This window comes from Cocleimonas flava (assembly GCF_004339015.1).
Classification (GTDB): Bacteria; Pseudomonadota; Gammaproteobacteria; order Thiotrichales; family Thiotrichaceae; genus Cocleimonas; species Cocleimonas flava.
In genome coordinates this window covers 222,217-240,660 of sequence record NZ_SMFQ01000002.1, presented here as the reverse complement: position 1 = coordinate 240,660, position 18,444 = coordinate 222,217, and the positions used below count along the sequence as shown (strand labels likewise).

Genomic DNA, 18,444 nt, shown 5'->3' with positions numbered 1-18,444 from the left:
TTTCCTTTAGCTGCTAACTACAGGGACGCCAATCGAAAGAGGGCGCTTGGGTTCTGATGTTAGTATGGATTTGATTTGGGTAAGGTAGTCCCCCCAATCTTGTATTCCTGTGATTGCATCCAGATATTGATCTCGGCGCATAAAAACCAATGCTGGCCATGCGCGAAATCCATACAGGTTTTGTAATTTTTTCTCATCATTGCGAGCAATTATTGCCGGACTTAAATCTGGAAATACGCTGAGTAATTCGGGTAATACAACCGCAACATCATTTGTTTCTGGAAAACGTTTTATATCTTCTGTAAAGAATAAAACTGAAAACTCATTGTTTTCTAAAAACTCATCAATATTTGTTAGATCAAGGACAGGGTATTTTAACTCAGCAGTGAGCCTATCGATTAATGGAGCAGGAGTAGTCTCTTTTTGCATTTTGTATCCTTAATAATTTATTGCTTGATAGTGTTCGGTGGCACAAGTGCTTTTAGGTGTTCTGGTAATTTAGGTTCTTGGTTTATTAAGTCAGGAAACAGATGGTCAAACTGTTGGCAATCATCTGTTTCACCATTAATCACATTGTCTAATGCTTTCAATGCCTGGCGTGTTTGCTCTGCAAATTCATTGGACATAACTTCACGTGCGGCACCTAAAAAATTGAGAATCCATGTGCCTTTTGGTTGATCGCCTACCAATAACATGTCTATGAGTTCTTGCTTTCCGTCGGCTTCGCAAAGTGCGTGAGATTCACGCATTTCGATGACTTGCATGGGGATTCCTATGCACATTAGTCGTATTGGCCCCGGTAATCTACATCGACAGCAAGAGGGTTCTCAAGAGTGGGGGCTTTAGGGTCAAACTTCATTTTTTTATTCGATAGTATGCGTTCATCGCCTGTTCTGCAGGCTTTTTCGGCTGAAGGTCGTCCATTTTCGTATTGTTCTAAAGCTAACTCAGAGGGAGATAATGCTTCGGTTTCTGCTAAGGGTTTAGTGCGTTTTTTACACTCAATACCTAAATCTTTTAAATAATTAATGGCGATATTAATGGCTGGTTCAATTTGTGATTTGACGGCTGGGCGTAAACTCCCTCCAAAGTCTTCTAGTTCAACGGGTTGAACGCCAATGAGCAGGATTTTTTCAGGATAGTCGTCGAGTAATTCCGCTGTAGATAGAACTTCTTGGAACCCAGTTTGATGTAAGCTCATCTTTTTTGCGCCCATGAAATTTGGTACATCCTTATCTTGAATGATTTTCATGGTGCCACCTTCAAGGTTGTAATCAATCGCATCAAAGACAATAAGGTAGTCGCAAGCTTGTACGTGCTGAACAAGGTAAATGCCTTGAGTTCCACCATCCATTAACTCAACGTTTTCCGAAAATTCATATTTTCGATTGATGGCTTCCACGCATCGAACTCCAAATCCCTCGTCGGCCCAAAGTACATTTCCAATGCCTAGAATTAAGGTTTTTTTGCTTGTCATTAGGTAGGTTAAATAGTTATTTGCTGTAATATACTATTACATTTTTGTATTAAAGTGCAATAATACTTTCCGATATTTTAAAAAGATCTTGTGTTTGATGTCTTTTTTCATGTCACTCATCAAGGGGTAGATCTCATTTTGATACAGAGAAGTTTACTTAGTTGTTTTTTTTGTAGCTGGTACGCAGATCTTAATCACGATTGATTAAGACTTTTATCTCTTAAATGTTCGATTAGTGTCTGGTATTTAAGCATCAGGAAATAGAGTTAAAAGATAAGTCTGCCAAATGTATTGAAGAATATTGTGCGAAGGAGGGCAGGAAGGTTTGTCTAAATAAAAACATTGTGAATAAGTTTGAGATGGTTTTTTTTGAGGTTTTTTTTTAATTAAATGTTCTGTCCGAAGAGTCGTATTGGAAAAAAATAACTAGATTGTAAAAAGTTATTAACAATTTATAAAAATAATAAAATTTATAACTAATTGAATTAAATGAATTATATATCTATTTAACATTAATGAGGATAAGGGGGACTAACTTTTTTATCAAATGTAGATTTGTATTGTTTCATGTGCTCTCTCAGCATTTTCTCAAATTCTTCTACGTAGAATTCAACCGCTTCATCGGTTCCATCTTCAAATGCTTCTTTCGATTCTGATAACGATGCAGTGATGAATGCGCTGAATCTAGCTGATGCATAAAGTAAAGATGCATTAACTAGCTGATGATCATTTTCATTGCATTGCTGATTGGCGTGATTGATAAATTGATCAGCTATTTTGATAAATTTTTTGTCTGCTTCTAGCTGCTTGTCTTTCTCATTTTGGCTCATTAGGGGATCCCTTTTAGGTATTTTACATGCATATTATGGAATAAAAAAAATAATTACGAGCCTGTATTTTAAATAATTCTGAAACTGGATCTGCTTTTGGTGGAAAGCTACTTTCCGATAGCTAAGGTAAGTCGAGAGTTTTCTGTCTAGGTTTTTTTGTATAAGTGATCGAATTTTGTGTTCGAGCTTGGTGTGGCAACGTTTCTCAAAGTTGGCACAGGTTTTGCTATCTCCACGATATAGCCGCTTCGATTTAGAAAAAATAAATTAAATATTCTAAGTGCATTTTGGATAAAGCATGGCTATCGATTAAATAGGAGGAGTCATAAATGACCGAAACATTTTATGAAGTAATGCGTAGGCAAGGAATATCTCGTAGAAGTTTCTTGAAATATTGCAGTTTAACCGCAGCGGCATTAGGGCTTGCCCCAGAGTTTGCGGGAAAGATAGCACATGCTATGGAAACCAAACCTCGAATACCTATTCTCTGGTTGCATGGATTAGAGTGTACTTGTTGCTCTGAATCGTTTATTCGTTCTGCTCACCCTTTAGCTAAAGATGTTGTCTTATCAATGGTATCTCTGGATTACGATGATACGATCATGGCAGCGGCGGGTACTCAGGCAGAGGCAATAATTGAAGAGACTATCAAAAAGTATGACGGAAATTTCATACTGGCGGTTGAAGGTAATGCACCGCTAAATCAAGAAGGGATGTCCTGTATCATCGCTGGCAAGCCTTTTTTAGAGCAATTAAATCATGTTGCAGAGCACTGTAAGGCGATAATATCTTGGGGGTCTTGTGCTTCGTATGGCTGTGTTCAGGCAGCTCACCCTAATCCAACTAAAGCAACACCTACACATAAAGCGATAAAAACAAATAAGCCAATTATAAAGGTTCCGGGGTGCCCACCTATTGCAGAAGTAATGACCGCAGTTGTTACTTATATTTTAACCTTTGAGAGGTTTCCGGAGCTTGATCGTCAAGGTCGCCCTAAAATGTTTTATAGCCAGCGTATTCACGATAAATGTTATCGCCGTCCTCATTTTGATGCTGGGCAGTTTGTTGAGAAATTTGACGATGAAGGTGCGCGAAAAGGCTATTGCTTATACAAGGTAGGTTGCAAAGGACCTACGACCTATAACGCCTGTTCTACGATTCGCTGGAATGAAGGTACCTCTTTTCCAATTCAGGCTGGTCATGGTTGTATTGGTTGTTCAGAAGATGGTTTCTGGGATAAAGGTTCCTGGTATGCCCGCCTTACTGATGTGCATCAGTTTGGAATAGAAGGTAACGCAGATAAAGTGGGTGGCACAGCAGCTGCTGTAGTTGGGACAGCGGTGGCAGCACATGCGGCGATATCCGCTGTTAAACGTGCACAGAAGAAGGAGAATGCATAATGAGTGTTATAAATACTCCCAATGGATATAGGTTAGATAATTCTGGTAAGCGAGTTGTTGTAGATCCGGTTACACGCATTGAAGGTCACATGCGGTGTGAAGTTAATCTGGATGAAAATAACGTAATTGTAAATGCAGTTTCTACAGGAACAATGTGGCGCGGCCTCGAGGTAATATTAAGAGGGCGCGACCCGCGGGATGCCTGGGCATTTGTAGAGCGTATTTGTGGTGTGTGTACGGGTTGTCATGCGCTGACCTCGGTTCGAGCTGTAGAAGATGCTTTGGATATAAAAATTCCACCCAATGCTCATTTGATTCGCGAAATGATGGCTAAAACCCTTCAGGTTCATGATCATGTTGTTCATTTTTATCATTTGCATGCTTTAGATTGGGTTAATCCAGTTAATGCGCTGAAAGCCGACCCTAAAGCGACTTCTAGCTTGCAAGCTGTCGTTTCTCCTCATCATCCAATGTCTAGTCCTGGATATTTTCGAGATGTACAAACTCGTATTAAACGATTTATAGAGTCCGGACAATTAGGGCCCTTTAAGAATGGCTATTGGGATAATCCTGCTTATAAATTGTCACCAGAAGCGGATTTAATGGCGGTCGCTCATTACCTTGAAGCACTAGATCTGCAAAAAGAATTTGTAAAGTTACACACTGTATTTGGCGGTAAAAATCCACACCCGAATTATCTTGTAGGTGGTGTGCCTTGTGCCATAAACATGGATGGAGATATGTCTGCTGGCGCTCCGCTTAATATGGAACGCTTAAATTTTGTTTTTGCCCGTATTCAAGAGATGGTGGATTTCAATAAGAATGTATATGTTCCTGATGTTATAGCGATTGCAAGTTTCTACAAGAAGCAACTGTGGGGTGGCGGTCTGGGCGCCTTGAGTGTGATGGATTACGGTGCGTATCCAAAGGTTAATTACGACAAATCAACTGATCAGCTTCCTGGTGGCGTGATACTCAATGGAAATTGGGATGAGATTTACCCCGTAGACCCACGTGATCCTGAGCAGGTTCAGGAATTTGTTGATCATGCCTGGTATAGCTACCCTGATGAAACAAAAGGTTTGCATCCCTGGGATGGAATTACTGAACCCAACTACAAGCTTGGCCCAAATGCCAAAGGCACAAGCACCAATATAGAAGAGTTGGATGAAGAAGCGAAATACTCGTGGATCAAAGCGCCGCGCTGGAAAGGTCATGCTGTTGAAGTCGGGCCATTATCTCGATATACATTGGCTTATGCGCATGGAGTTGACTATGTAGTAGAGCAAGTTAACCGGAGTCTTGCAGGATTTAATCAATTAGCAGGTACAAATCTTGATGCAAAAACAGCGCTTAATTCAACGATAGGCCGTACTTTGGCTCGTGCTTTGGAGTCGGAATATTGTGGAGACATGATGGTTGATGATTGGAATGAGTTAATCAGTAATATCAAGAATGGCGATACTTCTACAGCAAATATGGATAAGTGGGATCCTTCTACCTGGCCTAAAGAAGCAAAAGGAGTAGGAACAACTGCAGCGCCTCGTGGTGCATTGGGGCACTGGATTCGAATCAAAGATGGGAAGATAGAAAATTATCAATGCGTTGTTCCAACAACCTGGAATGGTTCGCCTCGTGACCCGGCAGGTAATATTGGTGCATTTGAAGCTAGTTTGATGGGGACACCTGTTGAGCGTGCAGATGAGCCTGTAGAGATTTTGCGTAATCTTCATAGCTTCGATCCATGTCTTGCGTGTTCCACGCATGTGATGAGTGAAGATGGTGAAGAGCTTGCAAACGTAAAAGTACGCTAATCAAAGGGAGTATGAGAATGTTTAAAACTAAGTTAAAAAATTCATTAACACGTGTATCGCTTGCTATACCTGCTTTGTTAGTAGTATTTGAAGCAAATGCCCACCCCGGTGGTCATATGGAATTTTCGATGTCTCAAATAATCAGTCACGTATTTGCTAGCCCATTTCATGTTGGAATTATTGCAAGTGGGGTTTTGATAACCGCCCTTCTTCTCAAGAAAGGCGCTAAACATAAAGCAATAAAAAGAGCTAAGTCGAAGGATACTAACAAATAATAAGGAGGAAGTTATGAGTTCAGAAGCTCACATTACGCGTAGTGAACCTTCCGTTTATGTCTATGAGGCTCCTATCAGATTATGGCATTGGGTTAATGCCTTTGCCATTCTGGTATTAGGTATTTCAGGGTATTTTGTGGGTAGCCCTTTGCCCACAATGTCTGGAGAGGCAAGTGACCATTATTTAATGGGATATATTCGATTTGCGCACTTTGCGGCAGGATATATTTTATTAGTTGGTTTTCTAGGTCGTATTTATTGGATGTTGGTAGGTAATTCTCACTCACGAGAAATTTTCTTTCCTCCTTTTTTTAGCCCGGGTTTTTGGAGTGGCGTAAAGCATGAATTGAAATGGTATTTATTCATGGCAAAAGAGCCACGCAAATATACTGGTCATAATCCATTGGCCTTACTTACAATGCATTTCATGTTTGTATGGGGAATGATATTTATGATCTTTACCGGTTTTGCGCTGTATGGAGAAGGCACAGGGCCTGGTTCATGGTCGCATAACTTGTTTTCTTCATGGATTATTCCACTGATGGGACAAAGTATGGATGTTCATACATGGCATCATTTTGGAATGTGGTGGATTATTATTTTTGCGATAGTACATATTTACGTGGCGATTCGTGAAGATATTATGTCCAGGCAATCTATTGTTAGTTCAATGATTAGTGGTTGGCGTAACTTTAAAGACGACGGAAAAATTGATGATGGGCGCTAAATAGCCTTGTTTTCAATGCCTAATAATTTCGACTGTTTGATGCTGATTCTTTTCCTTTAAGTTAGCGGTATGACGCATCAAATAGTCGATTTTTTTTTTAAAGATAAATTAAGGAGGCTTTATGAAATATAGTTTAATTAAGTTATTAGTCGCTCTACTTTTTTTGGCAAGCTCCAGTCTTTCTGTTGCTGGCTCTAATAATGGTTATACGTCTGCAGCGAATGTTTATACCGGTTCTTCATCAAGAACTTGGTATGGTGGAGGTGTGGCTTTTGTTTTGTCTGAGTGGAAAAAAGAAAAAGAAGTATCTGTTGAAAAGGTTGAACGAGTAATTGAAGGGCAGCAATCAACTGAATCTAAATCTGATTAATTGATACTTCAATTTTTTATAATGTGGGTGTTTTTATTTTTCCATGAATTAGAGTGTCAGGGGTCGAGTTGTCCTCAGTACGCCAAATATTTAAAGCCAGTTTTTAGCTGGTTTTTTTATGTCTGTTATTTTCATTAGAGGTTTCTCCAAAGGAAAAATAATCATAAAAGTTATGAAAAATTACAAAAAGTAAGTCCCTCTATCTGGTAGAGAGTGACTGAATTTATAAAATAACTTATAGTAAAAAAGTACAAACAAAAAAATAATTGTTATGTCTTTATGCGCTCTTTTGGTTGCTAAAAGATAAAGTCTCCAGAATATACTGGGCAAAAATAATAAAAAAGAATGTATAGGTTGTTGAAATGTCTGTGGATAGGACTCCATTAAAATCGTCTTTATCAGAGCTGGGTGAAAAGCTGGTATCTGAAGAATTATGTGCATCTGAAAAACAGAATGATAGCGCTATCGATCCTATGGAAATCATTAGTTCAGAGGATGAGTTAGATATGATCTTGGCCTCTCTGGCTGAAGAAGATCAAGTACAAGCGCCTGAAAAAACAGAAACTCCCGAAAAGCAACGAGAACCACAGCAAGCTAAAAATAAGGATCAGCCTGTCGTGCCTCCGAAGCCTCCTGCTTTAACAGTAAAAACCAAGCCGAGTGTTTTTGAAAAACTCCGTTCAACTCTGCATGTTCATAAATCAACGGAAGATGATGTTGATCATTCTCATCAGCAAAGACTGGAGCAAGAAAAGCTTGAAAAAGAACGAATAAAACAAGAACAGTTAGAGAAAGCTAAGTTAGAACAGGCGAAATTAGAAAAAGCGAGACTCGAGAAAGCAAAACTTGAGAAAGCAAAACTTGAGAAAGCTAAGATCGAAAAAGCGAGACTAGAAAAAGCAAAGCTTGAGAAAGCAAGGCTCGAGAAGGCAAAGTTAGAGAAAGCAAGGCTCAAGCAAGCAAAGCTAGAAAAGATAAGACTCGAGCGAGAACGTCTCGAAGCAGAACGACTCGAAGAAGAACGACTCGAAGCAGAACGACTCGAAGCAGAACGACTCGAAGCAGAACGACTCGAAGCAGAACGACTCGAAGAAGAACGAATCGAGGCCGAACGATTCGAAGCAGAACGTCTCGAAGCAGAACGACTCGAAGCAGAACGACTCGAAGCAGAACGAATCGAAGCAGAACGACTCGAAGCAGAACGACTCAAAGCGGAACGAATTGAAGCGGAACGAATTGAAGCGGAACGAATTGAAGCCGAACGAATCGAAGCGGAACGAATTGAAGCGGAACGAATTGAAGCGGAACGAATTGAAGCGGAACGAATTGAAGCGGAACGAATTGAAGCGGAACGACTTGAAGCGGAACGACTCGAGGCAGAACGTCTTGAAGCAGAGCGGTTAGAGAAAGAGAAAACCGAAAAAGAACAGAAGGCTCGGGAAAATCTTGAGTTAGCCAGAATAGAGCAAGAAAGGCTTGAAATAGAAAAAAGAGAGAATGCCGCTTTAGAAAAAGAACGCCTCGCCATGGAGAGGATTGGTCGCGAGCAAGAAAAGCTAAGATTGGAGCGGGAAAAATTAAAGCACGAAAAATATCTACTCAAGCAGCAGAAGATTCAAGCCCAGAACCAGAATAGTAATAATAAAGTCTCGGAACCTAATGATCTGGCGGCGAAGCTTAATCAGGCATTAGAAGTGCAATCTAAAAAAGCACAAAAGAATCAGGAGTCTGAAGCTTTAACCGTAGAGGAAGAAGCAGTCGAAACTTTAGAAGTTGTTGAAACTGAAAAGGCTTCTAGTCTCGATCAGTTGCCTCAAAATAATGATGACGTTATAAGTGATTTTGAAGAGAATTTAGAAAAAAGCCCTGAAAGTGGGGGGGTGGAGTTATTTGCTGATAGGGAGATAGAGGTTGAGCCAGAGGAGCTGGAATACTTTATTCCTGAAAAATATCTCTTATCTACCTTTTTACATCAATTAGAAATAGCGAAGCAGGTTTATAAGCTCATTGAAATTAAGTGTAAAGGTATCTTGATAATTATCGATCATACGTTGAACACGGTTTACTGTAATACTGCTTTGGATTCCGAAAAGTTTGAAGAGCGTTGCTCTATGTTGATTGAATCAGAAGTTTGTTCAATCTCCGAGTTAAATTATGATGAGGCTAAAACCCATCAGAGTTTTAGGCGTGAAAAGCCTGAACTTTCTCATTCGGTAGAAGCGTTTGTCTGGGCTGCGAGTAAATATACATCTAAAGGTAGAATGCCAGAAGGCACTGATTTAGCTAGGATTATAGGCTTGAAAAATAAGCCTGTTTTGACTCAATTGGCCGTTATGCCTAATATGATTGAAATTGTTGATTTATTGGATGAGGGTTCATATAGCTTGTCGGGGATTCAGCAGCACTTGGGGATTGAGCAAGCGAATCTGGCTGATGTTTATAGTGCATTATTAAGTCTTGGCTTGATTGAGTTTAATCCAGGTGCGGATAGAGCCAATAAATCGTCTGCGTCGAAAAAAGAAGATGCTCCGAAAAAAATATTTAGTAGATTTTTTAAACGCAAAGAAAAGTAAGTGCTTCCAATAAATTTATGTCTGTAGTAATTTTTGTGTTACTTGTACATAAATATCTATGAAAATATAAAGGAAAACTATTGTGCCACATCGATCTAATCCTGTTATTGCAAAGAAAGGACCTTATGTTGTTGAGTTAGAGCAGGGTAAGACCTATTTCTGGTGTGCTTGTGGAAGGTCTGAAAACCAGCCTTTTTGCGATGGTTCTCATAAAGATACAAACCTCGAACCGTTAAAGTTCGAGGTTGATGAGCAGAAAAAATATGGTTTATGCGGCTGTAAGCACACTAAAAATGCCCCTTTTTGCGATCGTGAGCATAGTAAGCTTTAATCTTGTTAAATAATATAAAGCTAAAAGTTTGAAAGCATGTTGCTTAGGATTTTTTAAGTAGATTTTCTTTGTCGAAGTTTCTACGGTAGTAGACAGCAATATTCCCAATGCGCTGTACGAGTTCCGCTTTGTACTTTGTTGCTAATTCTTCAACTAAAGCATCTCTGGCATCACGATCACCCAAATTTACTTTCAGTTTTACGAGTTGATGAAAATCGAGCGCAGAATCTAATTCTTCGCCAATTGAGTCTTTCATGCCGTGTTGACCAACAGTAACAATCGGCTTGAGTTTGTGAGCTAATGCTTTAAGCTGTTTAATTTCTAATTTATTCATGGGCGCAATCATAATGCGGGTAGATGTAAATGGCTAGAAGCAAAACCAGTGGAGACTGGTTAAAAGAACACTTTAATGATGAATATGTCAAAAGATCACAAAATGATGGCTATCGATCCAGAGCGGTTTATAAGCTTGAAGAGATTCAACAGAAAGACAATTTAATCCGTCCAAATATGCAAGTTGTCGATTTGGGTGCTGCTCCAGGTGGTTGGAGCCAGTATGCTGTTGAGTTAGTAGGGAAAAATGGTCGTGTTGTTGCTAGCGATATTTTAGATATCGATCCGCTTCCATTCGTGGAATTTGTCAAAGGTGACTTTACAGAAGAAAGCGTCTTAAATGATATATTGAACGTATTGTATAAAGATTCAACTAATTACAAGGCAGATGTTGTAATTTCAGATATGGCCCCAAACATGTCAGGTGTGGAAGCAACAGATCAGCCTCGTTCTATTTACTTATGCGAACTTTCATTAGATATGGCTTGTCAGATATTAAAGCCAGGTGGATCGTTTGTTGCAAAGGTGTTTCAGGGTGATGGATCGGATGCATTTTTAAAAGATGTTCGAAGTCATTTTAAGAAAGTAAAGGTGCGAAAACCAAAGGCTTCTAGGCCCCGTAGTCGCGAAGTTTATGTTGTAGCTCAAGGTTTTTATAACTAATAAAGTCAGAAATATTAGTGTAAGATCAGATGTAAATGGTTTGTTTTTTTCAACAAACATAATATTTTAAGTAGAGGAATATTTCTTGAACGATTTAAATAAAAATATAGTCATGTGGGTGGTAATAGCGCTGGTATTGGTTGCTGTTTTCAGCAAATTCAATGTGCCAACAGCGCAATCGACTGGCATGTCTTATTCGGACTTTATTAAGCGCGTAGATAACAAGGGCGTTAAAGAAGTTGAAATTAGCGGTCAAACAATCACTGGTCAAAGCACCTCTGGTGAAAAGTTTCAGACTTATGCGCCTTACAACGATCCAAAATTAGTGGATGAGTTGATTGTTAATGATGTGAAAATTAACGTAAAAGAGCCAGAAGGTCGTTCAGTTCTTGTAGATATTCTAGTGAACACCATTCCATTCTTATTGATTATTGGTCTATGGATTTACATCATGCGCCAAATGCAAGGCGGTGGTGGCAAAGGTGGTCCAATGTCATTCGGTAAGAGTAAAGCGCGAATGATGACGGAAGACCAGGTTAAAGTAACATTTAATGACGTTGCAGGTTGTGAAGAGGCGAAGGAAGAAGTTTTTGAAATAGTAGAGTTCTTGCGTGACCCGAGCAAATTCCAGAAGTTGGGTGGAAAGATTCCTCGCGGCGTTTTACTGGCTGGTTCTCCTGGTACAGGTAAAACGCTTCTTGCTAAAGCAATTGCTGGTGAGGCTAAAGTACCTTTCTTTAGTATTTCTGGTTCTGACTTCGTTGAAATGTTTGTTGGTGTTGGTGCATCTCGTGTTCGTGATATGTTTGAACAAGCAAAGAAACATGCACCTTGCATAATATTCATCGATGAAATTGATGCCGTAGGTCGTAAGCGTGGCTCTGGAATGGGTGGCGGTAATGACGAACGTGAGCAAACACTAAACCAGTTATTGGTTGAAATGGACGGTTTTGAAGGTACTGAAGGCGTTATTGTAGTTGCTGCTACCAACCGTCCTGATGTTCTTGATGAGGCATTGCTTCGTCCAGGTCGTTTTGATCGCCAAGTCGTTGTTCCGTTACCAGATGTTCGTGGTCGTGAACAAATCTTGAAAGTACATATGCGTAAAGTACCTTTAGGTGAAGATGTTAAGCCTGCAATTTTAGCGCGTGGTACCCCAGGTTTTTCTGGTGCTGATCTAGCGAACCTTGTGAATGAGGCTGCACTTTTCTCTGCTAGAGGCGATAAGCGCGTAGTTAGCATGGAAGAATTTGAAAAGGCTAAAGACAAAATTATGATGGGCGCAGAGCGCAAGTCTATGGTGATGAATGAGAAAGAGAAATCGAACACGGCTTATCATGAAGCAGGTCACGCAATCGTAGGTTTGATTGTTCCAGATCATGATCCTGTTTATAAGGTGACAATTATTCCTCGTGGTCGTGCTTTGGGTGTGACTATGTTTTTGCCTGAGGAAGATAAGTACAGTGCCAGTAAACAAAATCTGGAAAGTCAGATTTCGACATTATTTGGTGGGCGAATTGCTGAGGAAATGATTCTTGGTAAAGAAGGTGTAACTACCGGAGCATCAAATGATATCGAACGCGCTACATCCATCGCTCGTAATATGGTGACTAAATGGGGCTTGTCTGAAAAGCTAGGACCATTGTCATACAGTGATGATGAAAATCAAGGTTTCATGGGCGCACCAACTAAGAGTGTATCTGATGATACGGCTCATGAAATTGATGATGAAGTTCGAAAAATAATAGACACTAATTACGTTCGTGCTGAAACTATTCTGAAAGAGAATATTGATAAGTTGGATGCAATGGCTAAAGCGCTGATTAAATATGAAACAATTGATCAGGAGCAAATTGCAGCAATCATGAAGGGTGATGTTCCACCTCCACCTGAAGGTTGGACTGATGATGATTCTCCAATTGATGGCGATGACGGCGGTTCTGCTGTAGAAGCTGATTCATCTAAAGATGATAAAAAATCTAAAAAAGATGTAATAGGCGATCCTGCTGAATCTCTTTAAGATAATTGTTATATTCTGTAAAAAAGGACGCATTTAGCGTCCTTTTTTTATTCTGAACTTTTTTCAAAAGGCACCTCCCTACTTACAGGCACTTTTTTGTTAGAAGATTTCTGGTTTATCTGTTTTCTTGCGATATTTTGAATGTGGTAAATGGTCATCAAACAAAAGAAAAATGCTATAGTTTGTCACACAAATTTAATCAAACGTTGAACAGTACTGAATTTATGAGCAGAAAGTATTTTGGCACGGACGGTATTCGTGGAGAAATAGGCAAAACGCCTATGACGCCAGATTTTGTTTTAAAACTGGGTTGGGCTGCGGGTAAGGTGTTGGCCGCTCATGGCACGCCTCTCGTTATAATAGGTAAAGACACGCGTATATCAGGCTACATGCTTGAATCAGCGCTTGAGGCTGGTCTTGTAGCAGCAGGAGTCAATATACGTTTGCTAGGGCCAATGCCTACTCCGGCGGTGGCTTATCTAACGACAACCTTTAGAGCTTCAGCGGGCGTAGTTATCAGTGCCTCGCATAATCCTTATCAAGATAATGGGGTGAAATTCTTTTCTGCCGAAGGTACAAAGCTTTCAGATGAGACAGAGTTGGAGATTGAAGATTATTTAGAGCGAGATCTGGTTACTGTAAGTTCTGATAAGTTAGGGAAAGTAGAGCGTGTTGATGATGCTGCGGGACGTTATATAGAGTTTTGTAAACGTGCAATTCCCTCGCATGTGACGTTAGATGGGCTTCGTATTGTTGTCGACTGTGCTAACGGAGCTACTTATCACGTTAGTCCTCATGTTTTTTCTGAGCTGGGTGCTGATGTGGTTAAAATAGCAGCGAGACCAGATGGTTTTAATATCAATGATGGCTGCGGTGCGACGTCTTTGGCTTTATTGCAAAAAAGCGTCAAAGAGTATCGGGCTGATCTCGGAATAGCTTTAGATGGTGATGGCGACCGCTTAATGATGGTGGATCATAAGGGTGAAGTGGTCGATGGTGATGAAATATTGGCCATCATAGCGGCGCATCGAATGCAGAAAGAAGGGCTCAAAAAGGATGTGGTTGGAACCTTGATGAGTAACCTGGGCTTGGAAAAAGCCATGGCAGGCATGGGGTTGAATTTTCATCGTGCTGATGTTGGTGATCGATATGTGATGGAGTTATTGCGCAAGTCAGGCGGTATTCTCGGTGGCGAATCATCTGGTCATATAATTGTTCGTGATCGTATCGCAACAGGTGATGGCACAATTGCTGCGCTTCAAGTGCTTTATGCGGTTATTGCTAGTGGTAAAAACTTGCATGAGTTGAAGCAAGTTATGACTAAATATCCTCAAAAATTAATTAATGTACGTATTAATAATAAAATTGATTTGAAGGAAAATAAAAAAATTCAAGATGCTGTCAAAGAAGCTGAAACCCAGATGGGTAGTAGTGGTCGTGTGCTTTTAAGAGCGTCGGGCACAGAGCCACTTATTCGGGTAATGGTTGAGGCGGAAGAAGAGAAACATACGCAACAATATGCGCAATATATTGCAGATGTTGTTGAGAAAGTCGCGCGCTAATGCACAAAACATTTGATTTCTGCGTGACCTAGGGTTAACCTTCCGCGATTCAAAAAAACACAGCAGGGAAACACATGCGTAAAACTCTGGTAGCTGGTAATTGGAAGCTTAATGGTTCTAAAGATAGTATTAAAGAATTGTTGGGTGGTGTTCTGGCGGGAATGTCGGAAGCAAAATCAGATGTTGCTGTATGTGCTCCTTATATTTACATTCCGCTAGTACAAGAGTTGTTGTCGGGTACTGATGTGGCATACGGATCAGAAAGCATTTCTGAATATGATTCGGGTGCTTATACCGGTGAAATATCGGGTGCTATGTTAAAGGACTTTGATTGTGAATATGCAATCGTAGGTCACTCGGAAAGACGTACTTTATTTGCTGAGAAAGACTCAGATACAGCAAATAAATTTGCAGCAGCACGTAAACATGGTTTGAAGCCGATTTTATGTGTTGGTGAGTTATTGGAAGAAAGAGAGCAGGGTATCACCGAAGAAGTAGTTGCTCGTCAATTAGACGCTGTGATTGAATTAGAAGGTGTGGAAGCTCTTGCAGATGGTGTTATTGCTTATGAGCCGGTATGGGCTATAGGTACAGGTATGACGGCATCGCCTCAGCAAGCACAAGATGTACATGCATTTATTCGAGGAAAAATTGCAGCATTAAATGCAGGTGTGGCTGAAAAAGTACAAATTTTATACGGCGGAAGCGTAAATGGTGGAAATGCCGATGAGCTTTTTGCTATGGCTGATATAGACGGTGGTCTTATCGGTGGCGCTTCATTGAAAGCAGAAGATTTTTTGGCAATTTGCAAAGCAGGTTAGAGATTAAATAAATTTCTCCCGGTTTGCGATACAGGCTTAATAAGGTAAAAGGTTTTACATGTTATATAACGTAATGTTAATTATTCAGATCATGGTGGCACTAGGTATTATTGGCCTAGTATTAATTCAGCATGGTAAAGGCGCGGATGCAGGTGCAGCTTTTGGTGGTGGTGCTTCGGGTACAGTTTTTGGTTCGCGTGGTTCTGGTAACTTTTTAACCAAACTTACTGCAGTTCTTGCAACAGTATTTTTTGCGAACTCGCTTATGTTAGCGTGGTTGGTTGCACACCCAGACGGTGTTGTTAGTGAATCAATTATACCTACTGCGATTACGGAGCCTGCACCAGCAGGATCTCCTGAAATAGATCTACCAAAAGGTTCGGGCGAAGTTGCTCCTGCCAAAGAAGAAGCTCCCTCAGATATACCTAAGTAGTATCAAATTAGCCGATGTGGTGAAATTGGTAGACACGCACGCTTGAGGGGCGTGTTGCGCAAGCAGTGCCGGTTCGACTCCGGCCATCGGCACCAAATTCCTGAATATTTTCAGATACAAAAAATCCTGCTTCGAGCAGGATTTTTTGTATCTGGGATTTATGCTATTCGAGTTATTTGGTTGTGAATTTCTACTGTCAAATACCCTTCATTGAAGAAAGTAAGGGTCGTAAGAGTTTAAACGTTATATACTCAAGTATTTTAATCCGCACATAAGCTTAATTAATCGCAATGGAGAAATACTGCAAATGGGAACAGAAAGCTCAAAAATAATTTATACACTCACTGATGAGGCGCCACTTTTAGCAACTGCTTCTTTGCTTCCCATTTTGAGAGCATTTATGTCAGCGGCAGGTGTCGAAATAGAGAAGAGTGATATCTCTCTTGCAGCAAGAATTATTGGAGAGTTTGGTGATTACCTCGAAGAAGATCAGAGAATCCCTGATAATTTAGCTGATCTGGGAAGAGTTATTGGTGAGCCTAGTGCGAATATAATCAAGTTACCAAATATTAGTGCGTCTGTGCCGCAATTACTGACGGCTATTGTAGAATTGCAATCGCATGGTTTTGCCCTTCCAGATTATCCTGAAGCGCCAGAAACCGATGAGGAAAAAGCAGTCCATGAGCGTTATGCGAAAGTATTAGGTAGTGCGGTTAATCCTATTTTACGCGAAGGTAACTCAGACCGAAGAGCACCACCTGCTGTAAAACGTTATGCGCAAAAGAATCCACATGAAATGGCTGACTGGAGTCCCGCATCGAGAACCCATGTTGCACATATGCGTCATGGTGATTTTTATTCCAGTGAAAAATGCAAAACGGTTGAAAATGACTGCACCGTTAGAATGGAGTTTGTTAATAAAGAAGGCAAAGTAACCGTTCTAAAAGAAAAAACAGATTTGCTCAAGGGTGAAATCATAGACAGCATGTTTATGAGCAAGAAAGCACTTTGCGAATTTCTTGAAGATACGATGGAAGATGCAAAAGAAACGGGTGTCATGTACTCCTTGCATGTAAAAGCCACGATGATGAAAGTGTCGCATCCCATTGTATTTGGCCACGCTGTAAAGGTATTTTATAAACACCTGTTTGAAAAACACGGTGAGCTTTTCGATAAGCTAGGCGTTAATCCTAATAATGGAATTAGTAGTGTTTATGAAAAAATCGAAACGCTACCAGGATCAATTAAAGAAGAAATTCTGGAAGATATTCATAAGTGTTATGCAGAACGTCCAGAGTTAGCGATGGTAAATGCCGCTAAAGGAATTTCCAATCTGCATGCGCCGAATGATGTGATTGTCGATGCGTCTATGCCTGCAATGATTCGTAATGGCGGTAAAATGTGGGGGCCTGACGCAAAGCCTAAGGACACAAAAGCGGTAATGCCAGAAAGCACCTATGCGCGTATCTATCAAGAGATGATCAATTTCTGTAAAAGTAACGGTAAGTTTGATCCAACAACAATGGGTACAGTACCAAACGTTGGCTTGATGGCACAAAAAGCTGAAGAATATGGTTCGCATGATAAAACCTTCGAAATAAAAGAAGCTGGTACGGCAAGAATCGTTTGTGATGAAGGTAACTTTGTCATTGAGCAGGAAGTCGAAGAAGGTGATATCTGGAGAATGTGTCAAACTAAAGATATTCCTGTTCAAGATTGGATTAAACTGGCGGTTGATCGTGCGCGTGAAGCGCAAATTCCTGCAGTATTCTGGCTTGATGAATATCGCCCGCATGATTTTGAAATCATTAAAAAGGTAAAACACTACTTAAAAGATCATGATCTTACGGGGGTGGATATTGAAATTATGTCTCCATTACGTTCGATGCGTTATACCCTTGAAAGAATTATTCGCGGTAAAGATACAATCTCTGTAACGGGTAATATCCTACGAGATTACCTGACAGATCTTTTCCCAATCATGGAATTAGGTACCAGCGCAAAAATGTTATCAGTGGTTCCCCTAATGGCAGGTGGTGGCTTGTTTGAAACTGGTGCTGGTGGAACTGCTCCTGTATTAGTTAAGCAGCTATTAGAAGAAAATCATTTGAGTTGGGATTCCCTAGGTGAGTTCTTGGCAATTACTGTATCACTAGAAAAAGCTGGTGAATTTACAGGAAATAATAAAGCCAAAATATTGGCTAAAACTCTGGATCAGGCGATCGGTGTGCTACTCGATGAGAACAAGTCTCCATCTCAGCGCACCGGAGAATTAGATAGTCGAGGAAGTCATTTCTATCTGGCTATGTATTGGTCAAAGATGCTCGCAGAGCAAACTGAAGATGCTGATCTTGCAAAACAGTATGCACCTTTAGCTAAACAATTAGCTGAAAATGAGCAAAAAATCATTGAAGAAATGAATGCGGTGCAAGGTGATGCCGTAGACATCGGTGGTTATTTCTATGCGGACCCAGAAAAAACAAAAGTAGTAATGAGACCTAGTGAGACGTTTAATCAAGCGATCAGAGAATTTAAGGTTTAACTGTTTTTACCTGACGATCAAATGTATATCATTTGATCGTCAGGATGTATTTAATGAGTTAGATTTCTGAACTTTTTGACGCACATCAATAATATAAAAAAAAGTGCCTGTAAGTAGGGGGGTGTACTTACGTTTTATTAAATCGCTTTTCTCTATGCGGTAAGTAACTGATAAGTATTCATAGCGCCATTCTTCAATGGCAAGCAGCATTAGGAAGTCCGTAAATCATCGGGTCAATGAGTTAGACTTTTCTCGGAATTATTCGCCAGCTTA

Annotated in this window: 18 protein-coding genes and 1 tRNA gene; 14 read left to right on the top strand and 5 right to left on the bottom strand. The window is 40.2% G+C overall.

What is annotated here, in order from left to right; genetic code table 11:
• Nucleotides 1-6: 6 nt before the first annotated feature.
• From EV695_RS01135 to EV695_RS01120, 4 genes are all read right to left on the bottom strand, one after another.
• A complete protein-coding gene (locus tag EV695_RS01135) occupies nt 7-429 on the bottom strand; it encodes a thioredoxin domain-containing protein (protein WP_131904085.1) in 423 nt (140 codons plus the stop codon).
• A gap of 17 nt (nt 430-446) precedes the next feature.
• Nucleotides 447-782 carry a HypC/HybG/HupF family hydrogenase formation chaperone gene (locus tag EV695_RS01130; RefSeq protein WP_131904084.1) on the bottom strand — a complete coding sequence of 112 codons (336 nt, stop codon included), beginning with the start codon at nt 780-782 and terminating at the stop codon, nt 447-449.
• Entirely contained in the window at nt 782-1,477 is a 696-nt protein-coding gene (locus EV695_RS01125; protein WP_131904083.1) for a HyaD/HybD family hydrogenase maturation endopeptidase, read from the bottom strand. Before EV695_RS01125 ends, EV695_RS01130 begins: the two co-directional genes overlap by 1 nt.
• A gap of 512 nt (nt 1,478-1,989) precedes the next feature.
• Nucleotides 1,990-2,307: a DUF3144 domain-containing protein gene (locus tag EV695_RS01120; protein WP_131904082.1), complete on the bottom strand. Its 318-nt coding sequence runs from the start codon at nt 2,305-2,307 to the stop codon at nt 1,990-1,992.
• A 329-nt stretch (nt 2,308-2,636) separates the two neighbouring features.
• Here EV695_RS01120 and EV695_RS01115 point away from each other — a divergent pair, with 329 nt between their 5' ends.
• The 7 genes from EV695_RS01115 to EV695_RS01085 all read left to right on the top strand — a co-directional run bounded on the left by EV695_RS01115 (nt 2,637) and on the right by EV695_RS01085 (nt 9,797).
• The gene (locus tag EV695_RS01115; RefSeq protein WP_131904081.1) at nt 2,637-3,707 is read left to right on the top strand and encodes a hydrogenase small subunit; all 1,071 of its coding nucleotides are present in this window, start codon (nt 2,637-2,639) and stop codon (nt 3,705-3,707) included.
• Entirely contained in the window at nt 3,707-5,521 is a 1,815-nt protein-coding gene (locus EV695_RS01110; protein WP_131904080.1) for a nickel-dependent hydrogenase large subunit, read from the top strand. The genes EV695_RS01115 and EV695_RS01110 overlap by 1 nt, the downstream gene beginning before the upstream one ends.
• Nucleotides 5,522-5,538: 17 nt before the next feature.
• Nucleotides 5,539-5,796 carry a hypothetical protein gene (locus EV695_RS01105; RefSeq protein ID WP_131904079.1) on the top strand — a complete coding sequence of 86 codons (258 nt, stop codon included), beginning with the start codon at nt 5,539-5,541 and terminating at the stop codon, nt 5,794-5,796.
• Nucleotides 5,797-5,809: 13 nt separating this feature from the next.
• On the top strand, nt 5,810-6,523 hold the full coding sequence (cybH, locus tag EV695_RS01100) for a Ni/Fe-hydrogenase, b-type cytochrome subunit (RefSeq protein WP_131904078.1): 714 nt from the start codon (nt 5,810-5,812) through the stop codon (nt 6,521-6,523).
• Nucleotides 6,524-6,644: 121 nt separating this feature from the next.
• A complete protein-coding gene (locus EV695_RS01095; protein ID WP_131904077.1) occupies nt 6,645-6,893 on the top strand; it encodes a hypothetical protein in 249 nt (82 codons plus the stop codon).
• 362 nt (nt 6,894-7,255) lie between these two features.
• Nucleotides 7,256-9,466, top strand: coding sequence for a pentapeptide repeat-containing protein (locus tag EV695_RS01090; RefSeq protein WP_131904076.1), 2,211 nt, complete (start codon nt 7,256-7,258; stop codon nt 9,464-9,466).
• Nucleotides 9,467-9,548: 82 nt separating this feature from the next.
• On the top strand, nt 9,549-9,797 hold the full coding sequence (locus tag EV695_RS01085) for a CDGSH iron-sulfur domain-containing protein (protein WP_131904075.1): 249 nt from the start codon (nt 9,549-9,551) through the stop codon (nt 9,795-9,797).
• Between the two features lie 43 nt (nt 9,798-9,840).
• Here the strand turns inward: EV695_RS01085 and EV695_RS01080 are convergent, their stop codons facing one another.
• Nucleotides 9,841-10,131: a YhbY family RNA-binding protein gene (locus tag EV695_RS01080; protein WP_131904074.1), complete on the bottom strand. Its 291-nt coding sequence runs from the start codon at nt 10,129-10,131 to the stop codon at nt 9,841-9,843.
• A gap of 29 nt (nt 10,132-10,160) precedes the next feature.
• Here EV695_RS01080 and rlmE point away from each other — a divergent pair, with 29 nt between their 5' ends.
• The 7 genes from rlmE to EV695_RS01045 all read left to right on the top strand — a co-directional run bounded on the left by rlmE (nt 10,161) and on the right by EV695_RS01045 (nt 18,171).
• Entirely contained in the window at nt 10,161-10,793 is a 633-nt protein-coding gene (rlmE, locus tag EV695_RS01075) for a 23S rRNA (uridine(2552)-2'-O)-methyltransferase RlmE (RefSeq protein ID WP_131904073.1), read from the top strand.
• An 85-nt stretch (nt 10,794-10,878) separates the two neighbouring features.
• Nucleotides 10,879-12,813: an ATP-dependent zinc metalloprotease FtsH gene (gene ftsH, locus EV695_RS01070; protein ID WP_131904072.1), complete on the top strand. Its 1,935-nt coding sequence runs from the start codon at nt 10,879-10,881 to the stop codon at nt 12,811-12,813.
• Between the two features lie 224 nt (nt 12,814-13,037).
• A complete protein-coding gene (glmM, locus tag EV695_RS01065; protein WP_131904071.1) occupies nt 13,038-14,375 on the top strand; it encodes a phosphoglucosamine mutase in 1,338 nt (445 codons plus the stop codon).
• Between the two features lie 74 nt (nt 14,376-14,449).
• Complete coding sequence (gene tpiA / locus EV695_RS01060; protein WP_131904070.1) at nt 14,450-15,196, top strand: triose-phosphate isomerase; 747 nt, start codon at nt 14,450-14,452, stop codon at nt 15,194-15,196.
• A gap of 58 nt (nt 15,197-15,254) precedes the next feature.
• Nucleotides 15,255-15,629: a preprotein translocase subunit SecG gene (gene secG / locus EV695_RS01055; RefSeq protein ID WP_131904069.1), complete on the top strand. Its 375-nt coding sequence runs from the start codon at nt 15,255-15,257 to the stop codon at nt 15,627-15,629.
• Between the two features lie 10 nt (nt 15,630-15,639).
• Nucleotides 15,640-15,724, top strand: a tRNA-Leu gene (locus tag EV695_RS01050).
• A 212-nt stretch (nt 15,725-15,936) separates the two neighbouring features.
• Complete coding sequence (locus EV695_RS01045) at nt 15,937-18,171, top strand: NADP-dependent isocitrate dehydrogenase (protein ID WP_131904068.1); 2,235 nt, start codon at nt 15,937-15,939, stop codon at nt 18,169-18,171.
• Nucleotides 18,172-18,444: the final 273 nt, after the last annotated feature.

Bases quoted from the DNA above. Each gene is read 5' to 3' on its own strand.
- cybH (WP_131904078.1), top strand. From the start codon at position 5,810: ATGAGTTCAGAAGCTCACATTACGCGTAGTGAACCTTCCGTTTATGTC.
- EV695_RS01045 (WP_131904068.1), top strand. From the start codon at position 15,937: ATGGGAACAGAAAGCTCAAAAATAATTTATACACTCACTGATGAGGCG.
- EV695_RS01105 (WP_131904079.1), top strand. From the start codon at position 5,539: ATGTTTAAAACTAAGTTAAAAAATTCATTAACACGTGTATCGCTTGCT.
- glmM (WP_131904071.1), top strand. From the start codon at position 13,038: ATGAGCAGAAAGTATTTTGGCACGGACGGTATTCGTGGAGAAATAGGC.
- EV695_RS01080 (WP_131904074.1), bottom strand. From the start codon at position 10,131: ATGAATAAATTAGAAATTAAACAGCTTAAAGCATTAGCTCACAAACTC.
- EV695_RS01115 (WP_131904081.1), top strand. From the start codon at position 2,637: ATGACCGAAACATTTTATGAAGTAATGCGTAGGCAAGGAATATCTCGT.
- secG (WP_131904069.1), top strand. From the start codon at position 15,255: ATGTTATATAACGTAATGTTAATTATTCAGATCATGGTGGCACTAGGT.
- EV695_RS01095 (WP_131904077.1), top strand. From the start codon at position 6,645: ATGAAATATAGTTTAATTAAGTTATTAGTCGCTCTACTTTTTTTGGCA.
- rlmE (WP_131904073.1), top strand. From the start codon at position 10,161: ATGGCTAGAAGCAAAACCAGTGGAGACTGGTTAAAAGAACACTTTAAT.
- EV695_RS01130 (WP_131904084.1), bottom strand. From the start codon at position 782: ATGTGCATAGGAATCCCCATGCAAGTCATCGAAATGCGTGAATCTCAC.
- EV695_RS01120 (WP_131904082.1), bottom strand. From the start codon at position 2,307: ATGAGCCAAAATGAGAAAGACAAGCAGCTAGAAGCAGACAAAAAATTT.
- EV695_RS01125 (WP_131904083.1), bottom strand. From the start codon at position 1,477: ATGACAAGCAAAAAAACCTTAATTCTAGGCATTGGAAATGTACTTTGG.
- EV695_RS01090 (WP_131904076.1), top strand. From the start codon at position 7,256: ATGTCTGTGGATAGGACTCCATTAAAATCGTCTTTATCAGAGCTGGGT.
- tpiA (WP_131904070.1), top strand. From the start codon at position 14,450: ATGCGTAAAACTCTGGTAGCTGGTAATTGGAAGCTTAATGGTTCTAAA.
- EV695_RS01110 (WP_131904080.1), top strand. From the start codon at position 3,707: ATGAGTGTTATAAATACTCCCAATGGATATAGGTTAGATAATTCTGGT.
- EV695_RS01135 (WP_131904085.1), bottom strand. From the start codon at position 429: ATGCAAAAAGAGACTACTCCTGCTCCATTAATCGATAGGCTCACTGCT.